Below are 16,772 nucleotides of genomic sequence, written 5' to 3'. Positions count from 1 at the left end.
AGTAATTATAGCTTAAAGAGCGCTTAATGCCTTCTGTGCTTTTTGAATGGTTTGTGGATTTTTTTGCAGCTGACCAGCTTTAAGAATCACCTGCCAGAGCTGCTTTTTCATGGCATTACTTTGGGCGTAGCTAAGGCCGCGCTGCGCAAACGCTTGCGCATTGGCGGGTTTATTCTTGCGATTCGCCAGCATCCCTAAATACAGATAGGTTTCAGGAGACTGCGGTGCCAGTCGCTGCGCCTGGGTGACATAGGCTTCAGCCTGATCAAACTTTTGTGCTTTATACGCTGTTTGAGTCTGCTGCATCAATTTTTTGAAAGCAGGTAACTGACGGCCATCATCAAACTGCTGTGGTTTAGGTTTCTGCTGTGGCACGACCACTTTTTGACGTTTGATTTCAGGATGATCATAAGGCGTAATTACTACACCATCAGATTTCTGCACCCGTGGCTTTTCAGGTGCAGGCTTGGCTGGAGCAGATGGTTCCTGCTGTATGGACTGACAGCCGACTAAAGCAACTAAAATTGAACCAATCAGGATTTTTTGAAACATATATCTCACTCAATTAGGGTGAATAACTACCGCTTGAGATGATACGTGTATCTTGTAAAGAATCACGTTGGTTTTCCGTTTCAGTTTCTTCAATCCAGATCCCAATTTCATCGCTTGGATCGTCAGAAACTTGAGGTTCTTCTGAATCAATTGTATGTGGGGCAGGGGCATAATGCGATGCGCCACAAGCAGTAGCCTGATTTGGCATGCTGTGACGAGTCAGTGGAATATACATGGCACCTTCACAGCCTTGAGCAGACAAATGACCTGTCGCGCGATCGACCCATTGCCATTGTACCTCACCTGGTTGATGCAGATTTACCGGCTTCTGGCGTAGCTGCTTCATGACACTGGTCCATACCGGTAGCGCACCAGATGATCCGGTCAAACCAGTAATCTTATTGTCATCCAGACCTAACCAGACCACAGCTAGGTAATTACCAGAATAGCCTGCGAACCATGAGTCACGGGTATCATTGGTTGTCCCTGATTTGCCAGCCAGACCAAGATTGCGTGGCAGGGTACTATAAGCAGATTGGCCGGTACCGCTGCTCATGACCTGCTGTAAACCGTTGTTCAGGATATAGGCATAAGCCGGATCAATGGTCGGCTGAACCGTCAGGCCATAGCGATCGACCAGACGACCATTGGCATCCACCACGGAACGAATGGCTTTGACCGGATATTTAAAACCGCCAGTCGCGAAATTGCCATACAGACTCATCACTTCCATAGGTGACATATCTACCGCACCCAGATAAATGGAAGGGTAGGACGGAATATCAGAAGTCACACCAAATTTCTTCAGGTGATTGATAAAGGTTGACATACCGAATTCCTGCGCCAAACGTACCGCGGACAGGTTATAGGAATTTGCCAGTGCCTGAGACATTGGAACCACACCATGTGGGCGGCCACTATAGTTCTTGGGGGTCCAGGTCTTGCCATCAGTTTTAATGCTCAGCTCGCTGTCTTCGATCGGGCTACCCCAATGGTAACGGTTCGATTCAATTGCGGTCAGGTAAATCACAGGTTTTAATAACGAACCCACCTGACGTTTGGCATCCAGGGCACGGTTAAAGCCGGTAAAGTCCTGGGTCGAACCAACTGCAGCAACCAGTTCACCATTTTCTGGATGAGTGACCAGCACCGCACCTTGCAAATCTTTTAAACGTTTCGGATTTGATCTGCTTAAGTTCGCCACTGTATTTTTGAAACTTTGCTGAATACGGGTCTGTGCCAATGGATCCAACGTGGTAAAGATGCGTAGGCCCTGATTGGTAATGTCACCTTCCTGATATTCGGTACGCAGCTGACGACGCACAATATCCAAGAAGTCAGGAAAACGTGCCGGACCCAGGGTTGGTTTTGTAATGACATTGAGAGGGCGTGCCTTCTCGGTTTCGTATTGCTCTTGGGTCAGATAACCCATGACCAGCATATTGTTCAGCACAATATCACGACGTCTTTTCGCCGTTTCAGGGTTGCGCCATGGATTGTAGAGGGAAGGACCTTGTACCAGACCAACTAGAAATGCCTGTTGGGAAATATTTAATTCGCGCAACGGCAGACCAAAATAGAATTGGGAAGCCAGACCGTAACCATTAATAGAATAATTGCCATTCTGGCCCAGATTCACTTCATTTAAATAGGCTTCAAGGATTTCATCCTTGTCATAATGCAATTCAATCAACATCGCCATAAAGGCTTCATTGACCTTACGTTTTAAGGTACGCTCTGGACTTAAATAGAAGTTTTTGACCAGCTGCTGGGTTAAAGTCGAGCCACCCTGACGTTTACCACCGGTAATATTGCTGACCACTGCACGTGCAATCCCGCGTGGAGATACACCATGATGGTGGTAGAAATTACGGTCTTCGGTGGCGATCAGTGCTTCAATCAAAGGTTTAGGTACTTTATTCAGCTTGATCAGTACCCGGTCTTCATTATGTTGGGGGTAAATCCCGCCAATTAATAAAGGTTCCAAACGGGCAATTCCGGACGTGGAGGGCTTGGTGGCACTTACGTCATTAATCTGTTCACCATTGAAGCTGACTTTTAAAATCTGCTCAGGCTCAACCCGGTCACCAAAGTCAAAACCACGGGTATGTACATATAAAGTATCACCAGAAGTCACATAACTTCCGGACTTGGTATAGCTTTCAGCACTCTTATATCCAAGCAGTTTAAGCTCTTCCTGAAGATCCTGTTGGCTGACAGGTGCATTGACATAGATTTCCATCGGACGTGCAAAGACTTTCGCAGGAATGTCCCAGCGCTGGCCTTCAAATTTGTCACGTACAATATTATCCAGACGAATCAGATAGATACTAAAGGCAACAAAGGCTGAAATGACCAAAACGGAAAAGATTAAGGCAATAAACCCCAAACCACGTTCATACTTCATAAATGATGATAAGCGTCTGTAAAATTCTGCTAATCATGCGAAGCTTTTAGGGAATTTGCAATATTTAAAGAGAAATTGGTTAAAAAATATCAATTAAAAAATACACTTAGTCTGCATAATATTATTTCTAACTTGCTCTACTTATACATAAAAACCAGGGAAAATTGTCAACGAGCCAGAGCTTAATGCTATTATAGGAGCGATTCGTAGCGGAGCGACGAGACTGGTGCTAATTTCACATAAGACATTCCGAAATATCGGGTTAGTAGGACGTCCTGATAAATCTTCAGTAGTTGAAACCTTATGTCTTATTCATGATCATTTGTTGAACGTGGGCCTTCATCCAGTGTTTGATGCAGATACCGCTGCGCTGGTACCTTATGAAAATACCCAGACAGTGAGCCGCGCCTTGCTGGGTGAGGTGGTCGATCTGGTCATTGTGGTTGGTGGTGATGGTTCATTGCTGCATGCTGCCCGGGCACTGGTCAAATATAATATTCCTGTCATCGGTGTGAACCGTGGTCGCTTGGGCTTCCTGACGGATATCAAGCCGACAGAAGTCATTTTTAAGCTGGATCAGGTTCTTAAAGGTGAATTCCAGCTTGAGCGACGTTTCCTGTTAGAACTGGAAATCCGCTCTAAAGGCGAAATTATCCATGATGCGATTGCTCTGAATGATGTCGTACTTCATTCTGGTAAATCCGTGCACATGATCGACTTTGAGCTGAATATTGATGGACAATATGTTTATCGTCAGCATAGTGATGGTCTGATCGTGTCGACACCAACAGGCTCAACTGCCTATGCACTTTCTGGTGGTGGACCAATTGTACATCCAAGTATGGATGCGATTGTGCTGGTACCCATGCATCCGCATACCCTGTCATCCCGACCGATTGTGGTTGGAGGACATAGTGAAATTAAGCTGGTGATCCGTAAAAATCGCGTGATGCCGATGGTCAGCGCAGATGGACAGCACAGCATCTCTTTGAATGTGGGAGATACGGTTCACATTCGTAAACATCCATTTAAACTGCAACTTTTACATCCACCGGGTTATGATTTCTATATGGCGTGTCGGACCAAGCTCGGCTGGAACCAAGACTTTGATTATCAGAATCGGGATTAAATCATGAATATTGAACAAATGCTCTCTATGCTCAATCCTGAGATTGTAGACCGACTGCGTACTGCGATTGAAATTGGTAAATGGCCGAACGGTGTGGCACTGACGGAAGAGCAGCGTCAGACGTGTATGCAAGCCGTGTATGCTTGGGAAATTAAACATCTGCCTGAAACTGAACGTAGTGGTTATATCGACCGCGGTACCAAAGAAGAAGGTGAAGAATGTGATGATGATCATCACAAGAATGAACCAGAATTCAGGCCCATTCGTTTCGTTTAATTGAAACCAAAAAAGACCACAAGCGTGGTCTTTTTAATGTCTGGAATAAATGATTTTGTTCAAACTGAAAGACGGGTATTCCAGAGTTCTTTGGCTTTTTGCATCGCTGCTTCATAGCTCTCATATTTGCCCATGGTATATAGCGCAATACCGATAGTTTCAACCACTGCGGTTTCGCCATACTCATGCGAACGTTGACCATCCCAGACTTCTTTAAATACGGCCAGATTCAGCTCTTCTTCAATCGGACTGCGATTGTCCGTCAGTTTAGGCAGTTCGTGTTCATACAGTTCGCCATTCTTGATACCACAAATTAAGGTTTTGGCATCAGGGTTACGTTCAAACTCGCCACCTTCACCTTTAATCACAGCACTATTTTGATAACCGAGCTGAAAAGCAGCGCGCTGGTGTGAACCACGATAAGCCGGATGGAAAATGGCCTGTAAAGTCGCTTTGGCATTGAATGGATTAATCAGGCGCGCCAATGTATGAATAGGAGAACGTAAACCCATAACATTCCGCAGTCCGATCAGCTCAGCCAAGATAGGTGAAATCACATCTAAAGGCAGATAAGCAAAATGTCTTTCTTGCAGCTGCTGTTCGACTTCAACCTCACTGTGGCAAATAGAATAGCCTAAGTATTCTAATACTTGCTCAGTATAAACCCGATTCAAAGTATGCCCAGCTGCACCATGCATGACAATATTATAGCCATGCTTGGCCAAGGTGAGGGCAGACAGGATAAACCATGGATAATGCTTGCGCTTGCCAGCATAAGATGACCAGTCCAAGTCTACATCCAGAGCTTTAAAATTAAGCTGATCTCGGGTTGCCTGAACGAAACCTGCCAGTTCTTCGACGGATTCTTCTTTTACACGCAGTAGCATCAGGAAGGCACCTAGTTGCACATCCAGCACCTCATTTTTCAGGATCATACTAAAAGCTTGATAGGCTTCATCATAACTGAGCGAGCGTGCACCATTCTTTCCTTTACCAATAATACGAATAAACTGGGCAAAAGGATGTTCAGCATCTTTATAAATATTTCGCTTTGTGGTCATAGGGATAGATCAATCATGTTCATCAAGTATTGGCATATTTTACGCTGATATTGGTATTTCACCTTCTTATTTTGCAGAAGAATTATAGTTTTATAAGACTATAGTCTAAGGAATATTGTTTATTATTTAGACAAATTTAACATTTTGGGTTAAACAAAAGTCTAAAAAGCGGTTAAAATTTCTCTTGATTCTTTGTGTTTGCTTCATCTCCTGATCAATGCACTAACTTCTGCTGAAGAGCGGTGTTCCTGTAATTGTTAAAAGTACATACACAATCTATTTTCAGTATCAGATTAATTTCTTGATACGTAAGCACTTTTTTGTTTAAGGCAATCAAGTATTGGATGCTTATTTTCTTAAATAAGTGAAAACTGAATATTGCTTCTTGTTAGAAGTATATTGTGAACTAAGGTCATGGCTAAAAAACCTATTTATAAGTCACTTTATTTTCAAGTGATTGTTGCCATTATTGCCGGTATCCTTGTGGGTCACTTCTCACCAAGCGGTACGCAAATTATCAATGGTGCTGAACAATATGTTCCTGGTTTGGGCGAACAGCTGAAACCATTGGGTGATGGCTTTATCCGCCTGATCAAAATGATTATCGCACCAGTAATTTTCTGTACGGTAGTGAGTGGTATTGCAGGTATGGAAAGCATGAAATCTGTCGGCAAGACAGGTGGTATTGCTTTACTATACTTTGAAATCGTATCGACGATTGCCTTGGTGATCGGTCTGCTCGTGATCAATATTGCCAAACCTGGTGTTGGTATGAACGTTGATCCAGCAACTCTCGATACAGAAGGTATCTCGAAATATGTTGCATCAGGTGAGTCACAATCGACCATCGATTTCTTCATGAATATCATTCCAAATACGGTGGTGGGCGCATTTGCTGAAGGTGAAATCCTTCAGGTACTACTATTCGCTCTCCTGTTTGGTTTTGCCCTGCATCAGCTGGGAGATAATGGTAAGCCAGTACTGAAGTTCATTGACCAGATTTCACATGTATTCTTTAACATCGTGAACATGATCATGAAACTTGCACCTATCGGTGCGTTCGGTGCCATGGCATTTACGATCGGTAAATATGGTATCGGTACACTGGCGCAGCTGGGTCAATTGATTCTGTGCTTCTATATCACCTGTATCCTGTTTATTTTCATTATTCTTGGTTCGATTGCACGTTTCACCGGCTTCAGTATCATGAAAATGATCCGTCTGATCCGCGAAGAATTGCTGATTGTACTGGGTACTTCATCCTCTGAATCTGTATTGCCGCGTATGCTGAAAAAGCTGGAACTGGCAGGTGCAGAAAAATCAGTAGTCGGTCTGGTTATTCCAACAGGTTATTCTTTCAACCTGGACGGGACTTCTATTTACCTGACCATGGCGGCAGTCTTCATCGCTCAGGCGACCAATACCCAGCTAGATCTATCTCATCAGATTACCTTGCTTCTTGTGCTATTGATTTCATCTAAAGGTGCAGCAGGTGTAACAGGTTCTGGCTTTATCGTAATGGCTGCAACCCTGTCTGCAGTAGGTCATATCCCGGTAGCGGGCTTGGCACTGATTCTGGGTATCGACCGTTTCATGTCTGAAGCACGTGCTTTGACTAACCTGATTGGTAACTCATTGGCGACTCTGGTTGTTGCAAAATGGGTCGGTCAGCTGGACAAAGAAAAACTGAATTATGCATTAAACAATCCGGCAGAAATTGATGAATTAATGCAGCAAGAAAGCGTTAAATCTCACTGATTTCAGTCTGTTTAAAAAAGGAAGCTTCGGCTTCCTTTTTTAAACTTTTATTAAAATAAATTGACTGTAAAGTTTGAAAAAAATCATATTAGCGCATGACACTCACCTTAAAAATCGCTAGCCTGTTTGTGGAAATATAATGATAAACACCACAAGGATAGAACAATGCTGGCATATGATGCAGACCTGGAATTATTCCGCGATAACTTTAAACGCTTTATGAGCGAACAGATTGCACCGCACTATGAGCAATGGGAACGTGAGGGCAAGATTCCACGTTCAGTCTGGAATGCGCTGGGTGAAAATGGCTTTCTTTGTGTGGATGTTCCAGAAGAATATGGTGGCTATGGTGTGCCAACCCATTACTCCTTAATGTTACTCGAAGAGTCGGCACGTGCAGGGTTTAGTGCACTCTCTATTGGTTTGTCATGCCACTCGGATATTGCTGCACCCTATATCCTGCATATCGCCACTGAAGAACAGAAGAAATACTGGCTGCCTAAAATGGTAACCGGTGAGGTGGTCGGTGCCATCGGTATGACTGAACCAGGTGCGGGTTCTGACTTGCAGGCAATTCGAACCAGTGCCATTTTGCAGGACGACCATTATCTGTTAAATGGTTCCAAAACTTTTATTTCGAATGGTCAGCATGCCGATCTGGTGGTGCTGGCTGTAAAAACCGATCCACAGGCACGTGCCAAAGGTGTTTCACTGCTTTTAGTAGATACTCATCTGGAAGGTTTCAAGAAAGGCACCAATCTGGACAAGATTGGCCTGCACTCGCAAGATACCTCTGAGCTGTTCTTTGATAATGTCAAAGTGCCAAAAGATCAGTTACTCGGTCAACCAGGCCAAGGCTTTGCATACCTGATGCAGGAACTGCCACGTGAGCGCACTGCGATTGCGGCTACGGCTTTGGGTGCGATTCGTGGTTCAATTGATATCACCACGACCTATGTCAAAGAACGTCAAGCCTTTGGTCAGGCAGTGGGCCAATTCCAGAACACTCGCTTTGTACTGGCACAGGCCAAGATTGATGAACTGGCAACAGCGGCGTTTTATAATCAGAATGTTGAGTTGTATATGCAGGGCAAGCTGAATGTTGAAACTGCAGCAGCCTTAAAAAGTTTTTCAACTGACATGCAGATGAAAATTGCGGATAATTTGCTCCAGCTGTTTGGTGGCTATGGCTATATGACTGAATATCCGATTTCCCGTTTCTTTGTCGATGCGCGTATCCAAAGGATTTATGGTGGTACGAATGAGATCATGAAAGAAATCGTGGCACGTAGCCTATTAGGTCGCTAAAAGTATTTCATTCGCTATAAAGTAAAAGTGAGCCTATAAGGGCTCATTTTTATGTAAGGGAGCAAATGACATTTTTCATATTTTAAGACTTTAATACTTCTAGGCACTCATCAATAAACACAGGTAAATCGTCTGGTGCACGTGAAGAGATCAACTGGTTATTATCATTGACCAGTTCTGCATCATAATAACGACCGCCTGCATCTTGCAGCCAGTGCGCATGGTCACGAATACTGGTAATAATCCGGTCCTTCAGTACGTCAGCTGCACCGAGTAATAATGAAGCATCGCAGATGCTAAAGATGGTTTTATTGGCTGCATTAAATTCCTGAATCAACTTTAGAACGACAGCATCTGAAGTGAAGGTCAGGGGAGATTCTCCACCTGGAATTAGTAATGCATCAAAATCATCGACACAAATCTGGTCAATACTTTCATCTATGGTCACTGAAGCTGTATGTTTCCGACCATATATAACCTTTCCAGCTTCATGGTCAATATTGCAGATACTGTGACTGGCAGCACGAAAGGCTTCTACAGGTTCAAAATATTCCTGATCATCAAAGTTATGAGTGACGAGCACAGCTATTCTTTTTGGCATGTATTTGCTCCTGCCTAAGTTTTGAACAGACTAGCGGGATAAGGTTTAAAAATCGTCCCTGCTTTGTAAATAAATACATGTTAAATGTAAAAAGCTCTGTTAAAACAAGTAAAAAAAGCATATGTGCAGGAGGTTGAGCGGTAATTTTAAAATGAACTATTGATCATCTAGCAACGTCTTTCCATTGCTGATTTTTGAGTCTTTGCATGATTTTTCTTATGGTTAAAATCGTTATATAGATTAAGAAATAATGATAATTCATCCATCCTAAAATCAGTTAAGATGCAAACGCAAACTTTACAATTTGATAATGTAATTTTTGCTGAATACGCTGTGGAAAATGTTACTAAACATTGCAGATGCGATGAGTGCTTAGGCAACGCATAAATAACTGACTTTTAAAAGACAAAGTCATATTGCGTAACATTTGAAAGCTTACTATTGTTATACTGAAACAGTTACGGTTTATGAAGGGCGACATAACAATGATCAACGACGATCAAAACACTACGACTTCTCTTGATTTGGCTAAGATTCGTGAAGATATCGATTCAGTTGATCAGCAAATCCAGCAATTGATTAATCGCCGTGCGCGTTTGGCAGAAGCTGTAGCAAAAGCAAAGTTTGCTTCAGAAGAGAATCCACTGTTTTACCGTCCTGAACGTGAAGCGCAGGTTTTGCGTAATGTTATGGAACGTAATGAGGGGCCACTGTCTGATACCACCATGGCACGTCTGTTCCGTGAAATCATGTCGGCATGTTTAGCGCTCGAAGCACCACAAAGTATTGCTTTCCTGGGGCCTGTGGGCACCTATACGCATTCAGCAGTATTGAAACATTTTGGGCATGATGCTGTAGTACGTCCATTGCCAACCATTGATGAAGTATTCCGTGAAGTAGAAGCGGGAAGTGCGCATTATGGTCTGGTACCAGTTGAAAACTCGTCTGAAGGTGTGGTGAATCATACTTTAGACTGTTTCAAAACTTCGCATCTCAATGTGATTGGTGAAGTGGAATTGCCAATTCATCACCAGTTCCTGATCTCTGAAAATACCCGTAAAGACAGTATCAAGCAGATTTATGCGCATCAGCAAACTTTGGCACAATGCCGTAAATGGTTAGATGCCCATTATCCAGGTGTTGAGCGTGTCGCACTGAGTTCAAATGCTGAAGCAGCTCGCCGTATTCAGAATGAATGGCATTCTGCTGCAATTGCTTCAGAAATTGCTGCGAACATCTATAATCTTGAGATTATGCACAGCAATATCGAGGACAATCCGGAAAACACGACACGTTTCCTGGTGATTGGCCGCGAGAAAGTACCACAAAGCGGTAATGACAAGACTTCATTACTGATTTCAGCACATGATCGTGCCGGGGCTTTGCTGGAAATTCTGGCGCCATTTGCCAAGCACAATATCAGTCTAACAAGTATTGAAACTCGTCCTGCACTTCCTGAAAAATGGGCTTATGTATTCTTTATCGATCTTGAAGGCCATATTGAGCAGGAACACGTGAAAGCTGCGATTGAAGAAATTCGTCCTTTGGTCAAAGAAGTTCGCGTGCTCGGTTCATATCCTGCAGCTGTACTTTAAGTCAGCCATTTGTGGTCAGTGCGAGGGTGCTGACCACTGTTTCACACGTAAATCGGAAGTATAAAATGTCGTTCGTGCCAGCCAATCAAGGCATCTCAAAGTTAAAGCCATACCAGCCAGGTAAGCCAATCAGTGAACTTGAACGTGAGTTAGGGATCACCGATATCGTGAAACTTGCTTCAAATGAAAACCCGTTGGGCTGTTCAGATAAAGTCCAAGATGCAGTCGCTGCAGAACTGGCAGAAATTGGCCGTTATCCCGATGGTGGTGGTTTTATCCTGAAAGACCAGATCAAAGCACAATTTGGTTTTAATCATGACCAGATTACTTTGGGCAACGGTTCAAACGACTTACTGGAAATGTTTGCCCGCGCATTCGTTTCTTCAAGCGATTCTGTGATTTACAGCCAGCATGCATTTGCAGTATATGCTCTGGTAACTCAAGCGATCCATGCCGAAGCGATTGAAGTACCAGCAAAAGGCTTCTCGCATGATCTTGAGGCGATGGCGGCTGCAATTAAAGACAATACCAAGCTGATCTTTATTGCCAATCCAAATAATCCGACAGGCACCTGGTTTGAAGAAGCTGAATTTGAAGCGTTCATGCAGAAAGTGCCGGCAAATGTGATCGTAGTGCTGGATGAAGCGTATGTGGAATATTTCCCGGAAAACTTCAATAGCCTGAAATTCCTGAAGCAGTATCCTAACCTGATTGTCAGCCGTACTTTGTCTAAGTGTTATGGTCTGGCTGCACTGCGTGTTGGTTTTGCCTTGGCATCGGTTGAAGTAACGGATTATTTAAATCGTATCCGTCAGCCATTCAACGTGAACCATTTGGCGATGGTGGCTGCAGTTGCTGCACTGAAAGATGAAGCCTTCATCGAGAAATCTCGTGAAGTGAACAAGGCAGGTATGGCACAGCTTGAAGCGGGTTTTAAAGCTCTAGGTCTAAACTATGTACCATCTCGTGCCAACTTCATTTTAGTCGATGTTCAAGCAGATCCTGCTGAAACCTTTAATGGTTTATTAAAGCAAGGTGTTATTGTGCGTCCAGTGGGTATTGCTAACCACTTGCGCGTATCGATTGGTACCGAAGCTGAAAATGCCAAATTCCTTGCTGCACTAGGCAAAGTACTTGGCTTAGAGGCAAAAGCTTAAGTTATGTCGCAGCCACTGTTTGAAAAAGTTGCCTTTATTGGACTTGGACTGATTGGTTCAAGTCTGGCACGTGTGATTAAGGCTGAACATTTAGCCAATGACATCGTGGCATCGACCCGCTCGCAAAAAACGCTGGAAGATGCCAAAGCCTTGGGATTAATTTCCGAAGGTTATGCAGATCCTGTAGAAGCTGTCAAAGGTGCAGACCTGATCGTCCTGGCGTTACCCGTACGTGCTACGCAAAAAGTACTGGAAACGATTCAGCCTTATCTGGCTGAAGGTACCATTATTACCGATGTGGGTAGCACAAAGGGGAATGTGGTAGATGCAGCCAAGGCTGTGTTTGGTGATGCATTACCAGCAGGTTTTGTGCCGGGACATCCGATTGCGGGTGCAGAACATACGGGTGTGCATGCTGGTAAAGTTGATCTATTTGCCAATCATAAGGTGATTTTGACGCCGTTGCCAACCAGTGCAGCGTGGGCAGTCGATAAACTGATTCAACTGTGGCAGGCGGCAAAAGCGGAAGTGATTTGTATGGATGTGGAAAAGCACGATGAAGTGCTGGCGCATACCAGTCATCTTCCGCATCTGATGGCCTTTAACCTGGTCGAACAACTGGCCAAGCGTGAAGACAATTTAGATATTTTTCGTTATGCTGCGGGCGGCTTTCGGGACTTTTCCCGAATTGCAGCCAGTGATCCACAAATGTGGCATGACATCTTTTTTGCCAACAAAAAAGCAATTCTGAATGCTGTAGATGGCTTTGAGGCTCAGCTGGAAATTATCCGCAAGCTGATTGAAGACGAAGATTCCCAAGCATTGATGGGCTTACTGGGACATGCGCAGGCAGCTCGCCAGCATTTCAACCATATGCTCGCCAAGAAACCTTTCATGGAGAAAAATCAAGTGACACAACAATTTACCATTCAGCCGGGTGCCAAGAAATTCCAGGGCAAATTTACCGTGCCAGGTGACAAATCTGTGTCACACCGTTCGATCATGTTTGGTGCTATCGCTGAAGGTACAACGCATGTGACCGGTTTCCTTGAAGGGGAAGATGCTTTAGCGACTCTGCAAGCTTTCCGTGATATGGGCGTGAGCATTGAGGGTCCTAAAAATGGTGAAGTGACGATTCATGGTGTGGGGATGCACGGTCTGAAAGCACCACAGTCTGCGCTGTATATGGGCAACTCAGGTACATCAATGCGTTTGCTGTCCGGTATGTTGGCTGCACAAAAATTTGATTCAGTGATGACGGGTGATGCTTCACTGTCTAAACGTCCAATGGAGCGTATTGCCAAGCCTTTGCGTGAAATGGGTGCACAGATTCAAACCACAGGTGAACGTGGTACGCCACCGGTATCCATTACAGGCAATCAAAACCTGAAAGGAATCCAGTACGACTTGCCAATGGCATCAGCTCAGGTGAAATCAGGGATTTTACTGGCAGGTCTTTGGGCTGAAGGTAAAACTTCGGTGACTGAGCCTGAACCAACACGTGACCATACTGAACGTATGCTGCGTGCCTTTGGTTATGAAGTGAAAACTGAAGGTAACCGGATTTCATTACAAGGTGGCGGAAAATTGGTCGGTACCAATATCCAAGTCCCATCTGATATTTCATCTGCTGCTTTCTTTATGGTTGGTGCCGCGATTACTGAAAACTCGGATGTGACCTTAGAAGCTGTAGGTATTAACCCGACCCGTACCGGTGTGATCGAAATCCTGAAACAGATGGGTGCGGACATTACGGTTGAAAACGAACGTATTGCAGGTGGTGAGCCGATTGCAGACATTCGTATTCGTGGTACTCGTACCTTAAAAGGTATTCATATGCCTGAAGATCAGGTGCCATTGGCAATTGATGAATTCCCGGCATTGTTTATTGCAGCGGCATGTGCGGAAGGTCAAACGATCCTGACGGGTGCGGCTGAACTCCGTGTCAAAGAATCGGATCGTATTCAAGTCATGGCAGATGGCCTAAAAACCATGGGCATCGACTGTACGCCGACTGAAGATGGCATCATCATAGAAGGTAAAGGCAAGGCAGGTGACTGGTCACCAATCTTTACCGGTGGTGAAATTGAATCGCATCATGATCACCGTATCGCAATGAGTTTCTCGATTGCAGGTCTGCGTAACTCAGGTGAAATCAAGATTGTCGGGACTGAAACAGTCGCCACCAGCTTCCCAACCTTTACTGAACTGACGTCTCAGGCTGGTCTGGCGATTGAAGTGACAGAATAATCCTTAAATTTATGTGAAACAGCCAAGCTTTTGCTTGGCTGTTTTGTTTATATTGGCTTATGCTAAACCCATACAAGAAAAAAGCCATTTGGATGTAGCGATGCGAAAATTAAAATTTATTGCCAATACTCAAAGCCAACAGCAATTACAGGATAGTCGTGAGACCCAAGAGTATGTCGCGCAATTTCTTGCTGATGAACTCGGAAAATATGGCTTTCAAACCCTGCCACAAAGTGGTGGACAGGTTGCTGTTGCAGTAGATGAACACGCATTGCCACTTTCGGTGAGTTGTGAAAGTCGTGACAGTGAAGGGCATTTTGTCTGTGAGATTGTATCTTATCCAGATGAAGAACAAGACTGGCTGGATCGGATTACCGAACAAAGCCTTCTTAATCAACTGGCACAGGCCGTAGAAGCTTCACTCAAGGAGCAAGAAAGCTTTAGTGAATTCGAATGGAAAAATTAAAAAAAGCGGCCATTGAGCCGCTTTTTTTAATTATGGAATTTTTTACAGCATTAAAAAGCGCGTAATCGCAATACGCAACTGTTTGAGGTAACCAGTAAAGAAATGATTGGCACCTGGTAAAATGGTCAACAAATGACGCTGTGGTTTAGCCCATTCAATCAGATCCGACAACAGGGTTACATCATCGGCTTCACCATGCAGGAACAGAATGTCACCTTTAATATGCGGTGTTACATAGTGGCGTAAACCTGCTACGGTGGCGGTTGGCAAACCGCATAAAACCGTCTGTTTAGGCTGTAATTCTATAGGTAGCATGGCATAGCTTTTGGCCATGACATGTGCACCGAAACTAAAGCCACCTGCATAGAATGGCAAGCCAATATGTTGAGTACGAGCGAATTTAATCACTTCAAGTACATCATCAGTTTCACCATAGCCTTCGTCGTGTATTCCATCACTTTGACCAGAACCACGGAAACTTGGACGATAGACAACACAACCACGCTCTAAAAACATTTGTGCCAGCAATACTGGAACTTTATGTTGTGGTGTACCACCTTGCAATGGATGGGGGTGACAAACAACCGCGAATCCTTTCACTTCACCCTGAGGATAATCCACAAAAACTTCAATTTGTCCCACAGGACCCTGAAGGAAAATTTGCTCGGACATAGGAAAATCGATAAATGAGGGGAGAAAGGCGTATTTTAACGATTGTATTAAGTAAAAACATGAATTGGAATTAAAGTAACTCGACTGATATAGTTTGATTAATCACTTTTTAACCAGGTTGGCTATGCTCGTATTAATTTCCCCTGCAAAGACCCTCGACTACGAATCATCGTTACCAACAGATCAGCATACGCAAGCAAGATTGCTGGAACATTCCCAGGAATTGATAGAAGTTGCCAGCAAGTTGTCAGCAACAGAAATTTCCAGCCTGATGTCGGTAAGTGAAAAAATTGCCAATCTTAATGTTGAGCGTTTCCGTGACTGGCAGCCAGAGTTTGATCTGTCAAATGCACGACAGGCGATTTTTGCCTTTAAGGGCGATGTTTATACAGGTCTGGATGCCTATAATCTAAAAGATCATGATATTAGCTATGCCCAGGAACATCTGCGTATGCTGTCCGGCTTATATGGTTTGTTACGTCCATTGGATCTGATGATGCCATATCGATTAGAGATGGGAACAAAACTTGCCAATTCTCGTGGTCATAACCTGTATGAATTCTGGGGACATACCATTACTGAGCTGATCAATTATGATCTTGCAGCGGCGAATTCAGAACTTTTGGTGAATATTGCTTCTGATGAATACTATAAATCTGTGAAGGAAAATAAAATCCAGGCAGAAATCATTAAGCCTGTGTTTTTGGATCAGAAAAATGGCAAATATAAAGTGATTAGCTTTTATGCCAAGAAAGCACGTGGCCTGATGGCACGCTTTATTATTGAAAACCAGATTGATCGCGTAGAGGATCTGAAAGGTTTTAATACTGAGGGGTACTACTTTGATGCAGAGAGTTCTCTTAAAGGTGAGCTGGTGTTCAAGCGTGATGAACAACTCGCTGCTTAGGTAGTCTTATTTAATAAAAAAGATCACCTGTGGGTGATCTTTTTTTTATATATGAATAATTAAGCATTAAAAAGGCGCATAAAATGAACTTTTTCTTTTTACAGATAAGAATTCTGCTACAAAAAAGGAGCATTAATTTTAAAGGATAAAATTTAGTCTATTTCAAAGTAGAACGTCAAATATGGGAGAGTTGGTGGTTAAAACATAAAAGCCTTTATCGATACCATTTGATGATGGGTCAGAACAAATTGATTTAGAAAAATTTATAGATAAGGCTGTAAGAAACTCAATTTTACTCATCTTTTATTTAAAAGAAATTAGAGTTCATTTAAATTAAATATTCACTGGAAATAGATATTTATTTAAGATTTTTATAATTAATTTTAATTATAGGGTTCTTTCATAAATCATTTTTGAATCCCTATAAAGGGAATTCCCTCCTATAAGGAGGCTTGCGGAGCATGCTCCTCAGGGAGAGGTTTTTTCTAAAAAACTCCCTCATTCTCTTCAAAGTAATACTTCTCATCCCAAAGGGAGAAAGGGCTTTTAATATCTATAAATATGAATAGGATAATCATTTTTTGATTTATGAAAGAAATGTATTTTAATAAAAATATTTAAGCAGATTAATAC

At 43.3% G+C, this 16,772-nt stretch carries 14 protein-coding genes; 9 read left to right on the top strand and 5 right to left on the bottom strand.

The annotated features are described in order from the left end of the window. Window positions 1–12: 12 nt before the first annotated feature. Both C3420_RS12760 and mrcB read right to left on the bottom strand, forming a co-directional pair. Entirely contained in the window at window positions 13–552 is a 540-nt protein-coding gene (locus tag C3420_RS12760) for a tetratricopeptide repeat protein (protein WP_004892500.1), read from the bottom strand. Window positions 553–565: 13 nt separating this feature from the next. Then, complete coding sequence (gene mrcB, locus C3420_RS12755) at window positions 566–2,959, bottom strand: penicillin-binding protein 1B (RefSeq protein WP_103799908.1); 2,394 nt, start codon at window positions 2,957–2,959, stop codon at window positions 566–568. Window positions 2,960–3,185: 226 nt separating this feature from the next. On the opposite strand from mrcB, the gene C3420_RS12750 reads away from it, so the two are divergent. After that, on the top strand, window positions 3,186–4,088 hold the full coding sequence (locus C3420_RS12750) for an NAD(+) kinase (RefSeq protein ID WP_004815364.1): 903 nt from the start codon (window positions 3,186–3,188) through the stop codon (window positions 4,086–4,088). A gap of 3 nt (window positions 4,089–4,091) precedes the next feature. Continuing rightward, complete coding sequence (locus C3420_RS12745; protein ID WP_004815365.1) at window positions 4,092–4,364, top strand: YeaC family protein; 273 nt, start codon at window positions 4,092–4,094, stop codon at window positions 4,362–4,364. A 59-nt stretch (window positions 4,365–4,423) separates the two neighbouring features. Here C3420_RS12745 and C3420_RS12740 read toward each other — a convergent pair whose 3' ends face one another. Further along, complete coding sequence (locus tag C3420_RS12740) at window positions 4,424–5,425, bottom strand: glycosyl transferase family protein (protein WP_103799907.1); 1,002 nt, start codon at window positions 5,423–5,425, stop codon at window positions 4,424–4,426. A 414-nt stretch (window positions 5,426–5,839) separates the two neighbouring features. On the opposite strand from C3420_RS12740, the gene C3420_RS12735 reads away from it, so the two are divergent. Together C3420_RS12735 and C3420_RS12730 are read left to right on the top strand one after the other, a co-directional pair. Then, window positions 5,840–7,183, top strand: a complete 1,344-nt coding sequence (locus C3420_RS12735; RefSeq protein ID WP_103799906.1) for a dicarboxylate/amino acid:cation symporter — start codon at window positions 5,840–5,842, stop codon at window positions 7,181–7,183. A 165-nt stretch (window positions 7,184–7,348) separates the two neighbouring features. Then, complete coding sequence (locus C3420_RS12730) at window positions 7,349–8,491, top strand: acyl-CoA dehydrogenase family protein (protein ID WP_004815368.1); 1,143 nt, start codon at window positions 7,349–7,351, stop codon at window positions 8,489–8,491. Between the two features lie 82 nt (window positions 8,492–8,573). Here C3420_RS12730 and C3420_RS12725 read toward each other — a convergent pair whose 3' ends face one another. Continuing rightward, on the bottom strand, window positions 8,574–9,092 hold the full coding sequence (locus C3420_RS12725) for a DJ-1/PfpI family protein (protein ID WP_103799905.1): 519 nt from the start codon (window positions 9,090–9,092) through the stop codon (window positions 8,574–8,576). A 485-nt stretch (window positions 9,093–9,577) separates the two neighbouring features. Here C3420_RS12725 and pheA point away from each other — a divergent pair, with 485 nt between their 5' ends. The 4 genes from pheA (at window position 9,578) to C3420_RS12705 (ending at window position 14,560) form a co-directional block, all read left to right on the top strand. Beyond that, window positions 9,578–10,687 (top strand): prephenate dehydratase, encoded by a 1,110-nt coding sequence (gene pheA, locus C3420_RS12720; protein WP_103799904.1) that lies wholly within the window; start codon window positions 9,578–9,580, stop codon window positions 10,685–10,687. Between the two features lie 65 nt (window positions 10,688–10,752). Next, window positions 10,753–11,844 (top strand): histidinol-phosphate transaminase, encoded by a 1,092-nt coding sequence (hisC, locus tag C3420_RS12715; RefSeq protein ID WP_103799903.1) that lies wholly within the window; start codon window positions 10,753–10,755, stop codon window positions 11,842–11,844. A 3-nt stretch (window positions 11,845–11,847) separates the two neighbouring features. Continuing rightward, on the top strand, window positions 11,848–14,094 hold the full coding sequence (locus C3420_RS12710) for a bifunctional prephenate dehydrogenase/3-phosphoshikimate 1-carboxyvinyltransferase (protein WP_103799902.1): 2,247 nt from the start codon (window positions 11,848–11,850) through the stop codon (window positions 14,092–14,094). Between the two features lie 100 nt (window positions 14,095–14,194). Next, window positions 14,195–14,560, top strand: coding sequence for a hypothetical protein (locus tag C3420_RS12705; RefSeq protein ID WP_004892531.1), 366 nt, complete (start codon window positions 14,195–14,197; stop codon window positions 14,558–14,560). Window positions 14,561–14,602: 42 nt separating this feature from the next. Here the strand turns inward: C3420_RS12705 and C3420_RS12700 are convergent, their stop codons facing one another. Further along, window positions 14,603–15,232 (bottom strand): alpha/beta hydrolase, encoded by a 630-nt coding sequence (locus tag C3420_RS12700; protein WP_103799901.1) that lies wholly within the window; start codon window positions 15,230–15,232, stop codon window positions 14,603–14,605. 124 nt (window positions 15,233–15,356) lie between these two features. Here C3420_RS12700 and yaaA point away from each other — a divergent pair, with 124 nt between their 5' ends. After that, window positions 15,357–16,139, top strand: a complete 783-nt coding sequence (gene yaaA, locus C3420_RS12695) for a peroxide stress protein YaaA (RefSeq protein WP_076753795.1) — start codon at window positions 15,357–15,359, stop codon at window positions 16,137–16,139. Window positions 16,140–16,772: the final 633 nt, after the last annotated feature.

Origin of the sequence: Acinetobacter sp. ACNIH3 (assembly GCF_002918965.1) — a bacterium.
GTDB lineage: Bacteria > Pseudomonadota > Gammaproteobacteria > Pseudomonadales > Moraxellaceae > Acinetobacter > Acinetobacter schindleri.
This window is presented reverse-complemented; position numbering and strand designations above follow the sequence as displayed.